Origin of the sequence: Micromonospora sp. NPDC000207 (assembly GCF_040300925.1) — a bacterium.
Lineage (GTDB): Bacteria > Actinomycetota > Actinomycetes > Mycobacteriales > Micromonosporaceae > Micromonospora.
Map to the genome: position 1 here is coordinate 1 of NZ_JBEPEQ010000177.1, position 7621 is coordinate 7621.

Consider the following 7621-nt stretch of genomic DNA (forward strand, 5'->3'; position numbering starts at 1 on the left):
TGTGGGGCACCGGCTCCCAACCGGCGGGCAGCGCGGTACGCCCCGGCGGGCCGGACCGGTCCCGGTGCCCAGCCTGACGGGGCGGTTCGCCGTGACGCACCTCGGACCAGCGGTCCTCCACCCGGAACCCGCCGCCGTCGGCGTCGGCGTGCATCCGGGCGTGCCGCTGACCGACCCGGACCTCCCGACCCCGCTCGTCGTCGCGGACCTCGGCCCACCGGTCCCCGGCCCGCGCCTCGGACCACTGACCGGCGGACTCCCGGTCCGGGTACGACTCGACCCGCTCCGGGTGCGACTCCGCGTCGGACCGGTACGGTGCGCTCCGGCCGGGACGGGCCGGCTGTTCGGGACGGGGTGACTCGTCGGGGTTCCCGGACCAGCCGCCCCCGGGCACCTCACCCCGGTCGGCGCTGCGCCGGTCCCGCTGCTCGGGCCAGGTCTGTCCGCCTCGGTGGGGCGACCGGTCGGGCGTCGGCTCACCCTGCGTGGCCGACCACTCGTCCACCGGCTGGCCGTGGTGCCTCGGTCGGGCCGAGGCGGGTTCCCCGTGCTGTCGCTGCGCATCCGGGTGCCACCGGTCCGACCGGACCGGCTCGCCGTACCCGCTCCACTGGTCGGACCGGGGCGACTCGGCACGCTGTCGACCCCGCTCGTCGTACCGGCTGTCCGGCCCCGGGTCACCCCAGCCCCGGTCGTCGCCGCCGGGACCGACGTGCCGATCGGATTCGGGCCACCCCCGTCGGCCGCCCGCCTCGGAGCCGTGCTCGGCCGACCTGGCGTACCCGGACCACTGGCGTTCGTCGGCGGGGGTGGTGCCGCCGGTACGCGGATCCGCGCCGTACCGGTCGTCGCCGTACCGGTCGTCGCCGTACCGGTCGTCGCTTCGGGATCCGTCAACCACAGTGTGCCGGGTGACGTGCACGGTCTCGGTGTGCCGTACCAGCGGAGGCCGGGGTCCCGCCTCCGGCCCGCCGGCCGGAGGCCAGGCCCGGGAGTCGTGGCCGCCGCCCCGGGGGTCGGGGCGCTGGTGCGGGCCGGGGCGACCCGCAGCCGGGTACTCGGGGCCGGCGGCCGGGTGGGACCGCCCGGGGTGCTGCGGGCGGGACCGGTCCTCCCAGGCCGCCTCCCGCCCTTCGGAAGCACGATCCCAGTCCGGCTCCGCCTCGTCGTCGGCGGCCCGTCGACGACCGGCTCCCACCGGTCCACCCCGGTCCACCGGTCCGCCATGCTCCATTTGTCCGCCGTGGTCCACCGGTCCACCGTGATGCACCGGTCCGGCGGTCCGCGCGGCCGGCTCCGCCGGCTCGACGGGGCGCGCGGCCCGCCCCCAGCCCTCCGGCTCGTCCGGGGCCACGTCGACAGGTGTACGCCCCCAGCCGCCCGGGTTCCGGGCCGCCACACGCGGCCGTTGCTCCCAACCGTCCTCGGAACCGGGCTCCGGTTCACGGACGGCCGACGGCCGGGCGGTACCGGTCGGGGGCACCGACTTCGCCACGACCACGTCGTCGGCCGGCTCCGGGCTCACGACCCGGGCCCGACCGGCACCGTGCGGATCCGCCTCCACACCGGGTGGTGGAACCGGGACGGCGGCCGAGGCCGCTGCCACCGGAACGGCGACCACCGGGGCAGCCGCCGAGGCGGCGACGACCGGGGCTGCGGCGACCGGGGCGGACGCGTCGTCGAGCCGTCGGCGCAGCGCGGCCACCGCCTCCTGGGCCCGGTGTGCCTGGTCCAGTGCCTGGTTGCCCCGCTGGGCCGCGGCGACGATCTCGGAACGCAGTTCCCGGCGCAGGTCGTCGAGCTCCTCCTGCGCCTGCTCGGGGTCGACTCCGGCGGCACCACCGTCGGCCCGCAGCGTGATCGAGAGTCCGATCAGCACCACCGCCCCGATGGCCAGGACCGCGGCGACCCGCAGCGGCCCGTTGCTCTCCGCCACCAGCAGGATCAGGGCTGCGACCGGCGCCAATGCCACACCGGCCCAGAAGAGGACTGTCAACAGGGACGGGGGCCGCCGTTCGGGGGCGGAAACCGGTGCCGACATGGGTCCACAGCCTACCGAGGTGACCCCCGGTAATGGAACGGCGGCGGACATCCCAGTCGAAAACTCTCAGGCTTGCGAGGTCAGGGACCCGACAGATGTTCCCTTACCCACCAGCCTCGATCACCGTACGCAGTCACCAGAACGACGATGGGTGCTCGGAGACGCGCCGATGGGGTGCCCGGACTCAGCCCGGCACCCCATCGCGGAAGGTCGTACGGGTCAGCCCGCCGCGTACGCGCTGTCCGAGGAGAAGATCAGACCCACGCTGATGGTGCCGGTACGCAGACCGGTCTTGGTCAACGGGCCACCCTGGTCGAGGGAGGAGAAGGAGCCCAACGAGAGCCCGTAGGTCTTCTCCAGTCCCGGCTTGCAGAAGGGCCTTTCCTGGCACTCCGGCGGGCCGCCCAGGACCGTCGCCTGACCCGAGCACTTCTCGGCCAACTCGGAGAGGGTACGGACCCCGTGCCGGTCGGCGAAGGCCTGGGTGACGGCGAAGGCGTTCTGGTTCTGGGCCGTGGACGGGGCACCGAAGGAGATACCCGCCTTCTCACCGAGCCCCCTGAGCGCCTCGACTGTGGCGTCGACGTCCGGCGAGGAGACCGGGTCCGCGTTCTCCCCGTTGGCCTTGGTGTTGAGGAACTCGGCCATGGTGGCCGCGTACTCCGGGACGACCTGGATCTCCCCCCGCTCCAGGGCGGGCTCGTAGAGTTCCCGGTTGCCGACCGTCTGGACCGTCACCTCGTACCCGGCCGCGGTGAGCGTGATCCGGTACAGCTCGCCGAGGGTCTGGCTCTCGGCGAAGTTGCCGGCCCCGACCACGATCCGGCCGCCCGACCCCCTGGTCAGTCCGGCGGTGAGGTCGTTGGCGGCGGCGAACTCGGCGGCGGCGACCCGGGACGTCTTACGGTCGACGTCCACCGCCTTGTTGAGCTGGATCAGCTTCTCGGTGTCCAACGCTGCGGAGACCTTGTCCAGGGCGGCCACGACCTGGGGGTCGGCCACCTTGGTCTGGATCGCGGGGATCACGTTGTCCGCGTTCTGGAGGTTCTTGTCGTCGGTGAGGGCGACCAGCTGCTCGCCGGCCACCGGCGCGCAGCCCTCCCCCGAAGCCTGCTGCTGGGGGGCCTCGGTGCCCGAGGAGCCGGCGTCCCCGCATCCGGTGAGGAACCCCGCCGCCGCGACGGCCGAGGCCGCCCCGATCGCCAGACGTGTACGCGCGCGCATTCGGCCCGCCTTCCGTGTCCCGGCGCGCCCCTGCCGGGTCGGCCGCGTGTCCGACGGGCGGAACCGCTCGTGCGACGCCCGTGAACCCACCCAACAACCTGAGCCGGTCTTTCGACAAACCCGGACCCGAAGTTGTCACCGGATCGTCACCGAGTCCAACCCCCGGGACGACCAGCCCGCCAGTCGGGAGAGGTGCACTCCGGCACGGCCGGTCCGGGACCGCTCAGCTCCCGGCGACGGCGTTGCTCGCCCGTCGGGCGGCTCGACGGCGTACCGGCCGCAGCGGACGCGGGGTGACCAGCCGCTCGACCCCGGCCAGGACCAGCTCGGCCAGGAGGGCCAGCCCGGCCACCAGGAGCCCGCCGGCCAGGATCTGCCCACCCCCGGCGGCGATGGTCAGCCCGAACCCGGAACGGATGATCTCGCCCAACCCTCCGCCGTTGACGAAGGTGGCCAGCGCCGCGGTGGCGATCACCTGGACCGCCGCGGTCCGGAACCCGGCGGCCAGGTACGGCACCGCCAGCGGCAACTCCACCCGGCGCAGCACCTGCCCACCGGAGAGCCCCATCCCCCGGGCCGCCTCCCGGGTCTGGGGGTCGACCTGTCGTACGCCCGTGTAGGCGTTGGCCAACAGCGGCGGTACGGCGAACACCGCCAACGCCACCACCACAGCCGGTCGACCGAAACCGAGGAAGGTCAGCGGCAGGATGGTCAACAACGCCAGCGTCGGTACGGCGAGGGTGACGTTGGAGACCAGCAGGACCAGACCCCCGCCCCGGCCGGTGTGCCCGAGCCAGAGCCCGAGCGGCCAGGCCACCAGGCAGCCCAGCGCCACCGCCGTCGCAGACATGCTCAGGTGCTCACCGAGCCGGTCCAGGATCCCGCCCGGGTTGGTCCAGTTCAGCGGGTCGTTGAGCCACACCACCGCCTGCTCGATCGCGCTCACCGGCCGTCCTCCCACCCCGCCTGTGCCACCCGACAGTGGTGCCGCCGACAGCTCATCCGGACCGCCGCGCGAGCCACGGGGTGAGCAGTCGGCTCGCCCCGGCCAGGAGCAGGTCGGCCAGGAGGGCCAGCAGGACGCAGAGCAGCGTGGCGGTCATGATCTGCGTCTTGTAGAAGTTGTTCTGGAACCCGGCGAAGATGAGCTGCCCGAGCCCGCCCCGGCCCACCACCACCCCCACCGTGACCAGCGCCACCGTGGAGACGGTGGCCAGCCGCAGCCCGGTCACGATGCCCGGGAGGGCCAGCGGCAGCTCGATGCGCCACAACCGGCCCCACCGGCCGTACCCCATCCCCTCGGCCGCCTCCCGGATCTCCGCCGGCACCTGGTTGAGTCCGGCCACCGCGTTGCGGACGATCACCAGCAACGCGTACAGGACCACCACGCTGAGGACCGTGACAGCGCCGATGCCGAGGTACGGCCCGAGGAACGCGAAGAGCGCCAGCGACGGGACGGTGTAGAGCACGCCGGTGACGGCGACGATCGGCCCGGACAGCGGACGGACCCAGTACGCGAGGACCGCCAGCGGCAGGCCGACCAGTGCGGCGATCACCACCGCCCGTACGGTCAGCCAGGTGTGGTCCCCCAACGCCGACAGGATCGTGTCAGAGTTGTCCCGCACATAGTGCCAGGAGAACCACGGGTTGCCCGGGTCGGCCCGGAAGCTCAGGCGGAGGGACATACGTGGACCGTACCTTGGACGACGTCGCCGGCACCGACCCCGACCGGGCCGCCGACGGTCCGCGCGCCGCCTCGATCAGCCTGCGCGGCATCCGTAAGCGCTACCCGGACGGGACCGAGGCCGTCCGGGAGTTGAGCCTCGACGTCGCCGCCGGTGAGCTGGTGGTGCTGATCGGCCCCTCCGGGTGCGGCAAGTCGACGGTGCTGCGCATGATCAACAGGCTGATCGAGCCGAGCGAGGGCCGGATCCTGCTCGACGACACCGACGTCACCCACGTCGACCCGGTCGAGCTGCGCCGCCGGATCGGCTACGTGATCCAGAACGTGGGGCTCTTCCCCCACCAGACCGTCGCCACCAACGTCGGGACCGTACCCCGGCTGCTCGGCTGGCCCCGGGATCGGACCCGACGTCGGGTCGAGGAGCTGCTCGACGTGGTGGGTCTGGACCCGGCCCAGTTCGGTCGCCGGTACCCGCACGAACTCTCCGGCGGGCAGCGGCAGCGGGTGGGGGTGGCCCGGGCGTTGGCCGCCGACCCCGTGGTGCTCCTGATGGACGAGCCGTTCTCCGCCGTCGACCCCATCGTCCGGACCCGGTTGCAGGAGGAGTTCCTCCGGTTGCAGGCCGAGGTGCGCAAGACCATCGTCCTGGTCACCCACGACCTCGACGAGGCGGTCCGGCTCGGCGACCGGATCGCGGTGCTCTCCGAGGGCGGTCACCTGGAGCAGTACGACACCCCGGCCGCGCTGCTCGGCGCGCCCGCGACCCCCTTCGTCAGGGAGTTCGTCGGCGCGGACCGGGGCATCAGGCGACTCGCCGTCACCCCGGTCACCCGGGACGACCTCGATCCGCTGCCCGCCGGGGGCGTCGACCTGCCCACAGTGGCAGTGGGCAGCCCGGCATACGACGCACTCGCCGCGATGCTCGCCGCCTCGGTGGACCGGGTGCTGGTCAGCGACGGCGGCACCCCGGTCGGCGTCCTCACCCGCAACCGGCTCCTCTCCACCGAACCCGACCGGCCCACCGGCTGACCGGCCCTCCGGAGCGGGGGACGCTGCCGGGGACCGACCCGCCGGGGTCGGGGTGGGGTCGGTGAGCGTCAGGCCCGGCCGCCGAGGCTGGCCACCCCGACGATCCAGCCGGCGAAGAAGCCGTACGTGACACCCATTCCGGTGGACTGGAAGGCGGTCGCCAGCGAGGCGTCGGCCTCCAGGAACGAGCTGAGGAACGCGGTGAACCCACCGGCGAGGACGTACCCGGCCCAGCCGGTGAAGAACTGGCTGAGTCCACCGGGCACCCTGGCGGCACCGGTGGTGGGCAGCAGGTAGAGGAACCCGGCGGCGAGCACCACCAGCAGGAGCGCCCGCAGGTCGGCCGGGGACAGTCCGGGTACGTCGTCGAACCCGAGTTGCCACGCCGGCCAGGCGAGCAGGCGCAGGAACCATCCGCCCGCGCCGGCCGGGTCGGTGTTGGCCTCGGCCCAACTCACGTACGTCGGGCTGCCGCAGACTCCGACCAGGACGAGCGCGGCCACCGCGCCGGTTCCCGCCGCGGTCCCGTGACGCCGGGCGGTGCCGGAAGCGTTTGTGACTGCCATGACGTGATCAGTTCCCGCTCCGCCGAGGGGGGCAAACCAAACCGTCTAGTGGCTCATCAGGTAGTCGATGAACTTGGCCCGCAGCAGCGGGGCGGTCTCCTCGTACCCGTGACCGGTCAGCTCCCGCCACAGGGCCACCGCCTCGTCGACCGTCGGCCCCACCGAGTTGGGTGCCCCGTCCAGCATCGCGATCTCGTCGGCGTTGGGCAGACGTCGCAGGATGGACCAGAAGAACCCGACGTCCCCCCGGTCCCGGGCCACCGCGAAGGCCTGCTCACGCAGCTCCTCAGTGGAGAGCGCGTCGAGCTCGTCGAAGGACCGACCTCCGGTGCCGGCTGCTGATGTCTCGGTCATCTGCCGAGCCTAACCGGCGAGATCACGACGCGCCCGTCGGACGTGGCCGAGGCTCAACCGTCGCCGTCGTCCCACCGGCGCGGGCCGACCTGCCAGTCCGGCCGGGCCCAGGGGTCGACCGGACGGGACCGGGGCCCCTCGGGAGGGGCTGGTGACCAGGTCTGGACCGGCCGGGACCGGGCGACCGACCAGCCTCCACTGCTGCCCAGGTCCCCCGACGTACCCCCGTCCGGATGGTCCACCGTCCCCGGCCTCGGCCCGCCGAACGTCTCCACCATCCGGGTGACGAGCAGCCCCACCCCGAGCGCCACGGCGCCGACGGCCCACCAGCTGACCGCCCACCCCCGGGCCTGCACCCAGGCCAGGAAGAGGGCGACCAGGCAGACCGCGAGGAAGGTCCCGAAGATCCCGCCCCGGCGCCCGTACGCGCTCGTCCCGGCGAGCAGCGCGGTGCCGACCGCCAGGACGGTGCCGTCCAGCCCGGTGGTGGGGGCGACGGTGGCTGTGGCACCGGTGGCCAGGAGCGTCCCGCCGAGCATCGCGAGCGTGGTGGAGACGACCAGGGCGAGGGCGGTCAGGACACCCGCCACCGCACCACCCCGCAGCACCGGGTCGGCAGTCGGTCGGGCCCGACCCACCGGTCGCCGGACCGACCCGCTCGCCCCCAACAGCCCCCCCAGGACGGCCAGCGCGGAGAACGGTAGAGCGGGGAGGAGGCAAGCG

Annotated in this window: 7 protein-coding genes and 1 pseudogene; 1 reads left to right on the forward strand and 7 read right to left on the reverse strand. The window is 73.7% G+C overall.

Annotation, left to right across the window (positions count from 1 at the left end):
• From ABT336_RS26140 to ABT336_RS26155, 4 genes are all read right to left on the reverse strand, one after another.
• Positions 1-2041: hypothetical protein (locus ABT336_RS26140; RefSeq protein WP_350900062.1), on the reverse strand; the 2041-nt coding region annotated here is incomplete at its 3' end.
• 219 nt (positions 2042-2260) lie between these two features.
• Complete coding sequence (locus ABT336_RS26145; protein ID WP_350900064.1) at positions 2261-3265, reverse strand: glycine betaine ABC transporter substrate-binding protein; 1005 nt, start codon at positions 3263-3265, stop codon at positions 2261-2263.
• Between the two features lie 223 nt (positions 3266-3488).
• The gene (locus ABT336_RS26150) at positions 3489-4211 is read right to left on the reverse strand and encodes an ABC transporter permease (RefSeq protein ID WP_350900066.1); all 723 of its coding nucleotides are present in this window, start codon (positions 4209-4211) and stop codon (positions 3489-3491) included.
• A 52-nt stretch (positions 4212-4263) separates the two neighbouring features.
• Positions 4264-4950: an ABC transporter permease gene (locus ABT336_RS26155; protein ID WP_350900068.1), complete on the reverse strand. Its 687-nt coding sequence runs from the start codon at positions 4948-4950 to the stop codon at positions 4264-4266.
• Between the two features lie 14 nt (positions 4951-4964).
• Here ABT336_RS26155 and ABT336_RS26160 point away from each other — a divergent pair, with 14 nt between their 5' ends.
• Positions 4965-5978: an ABC transporter ATP-binding protein gene (locus ABT336_RS26160; RefSeq protein ID WP_350900074.1), complete on the forward strand. Its 1014-nt coding sequence runs from the start codon at positions 4965-4967 to the stop codon at positions 5976-5978.
• 68 nt (positions 5979-6046) lie between these two features.
• Here the strand turns inward: ABT336_RS26160 and ABT336_RS26165 are convergent, their stop codons facing one another.
• The 3 genes and pseudogenes from ABT336_RS26165 to ABT336_RS26175 form a co-directional block, all read right to left on the reverse strand.
• Positions 6047-6544 carry a hypothetical protein gene (locus ABT336_RS26165; protein WP_350900070.1) on the reverse strand — a complete coding sequence of 166 codons (498 nt, stop codon included), beginning with the start codon at positions 6542-6544 and terminating at the stop codon, positions 6047-6049.
• Positions 6545-6589: 45 nt separating this feature from the next.
• On the reverse strand, positions 6590-6898 hold the full coding sequence (locus ABT336_RS26170; protein ID WP_350900072.1) for a hypothetical protein: 309 nt from the start codon (positions 6896-6898) through the stop codon (positions 6590-6592).
• A gap of 53 nt (positions 6899-6951) precedes the next feature.
• A pseudogene (locus ABT336_RS26175) lies at positions 6952-7621 on the reverse strand (ABC transporter permease); the annotation flags it as partial.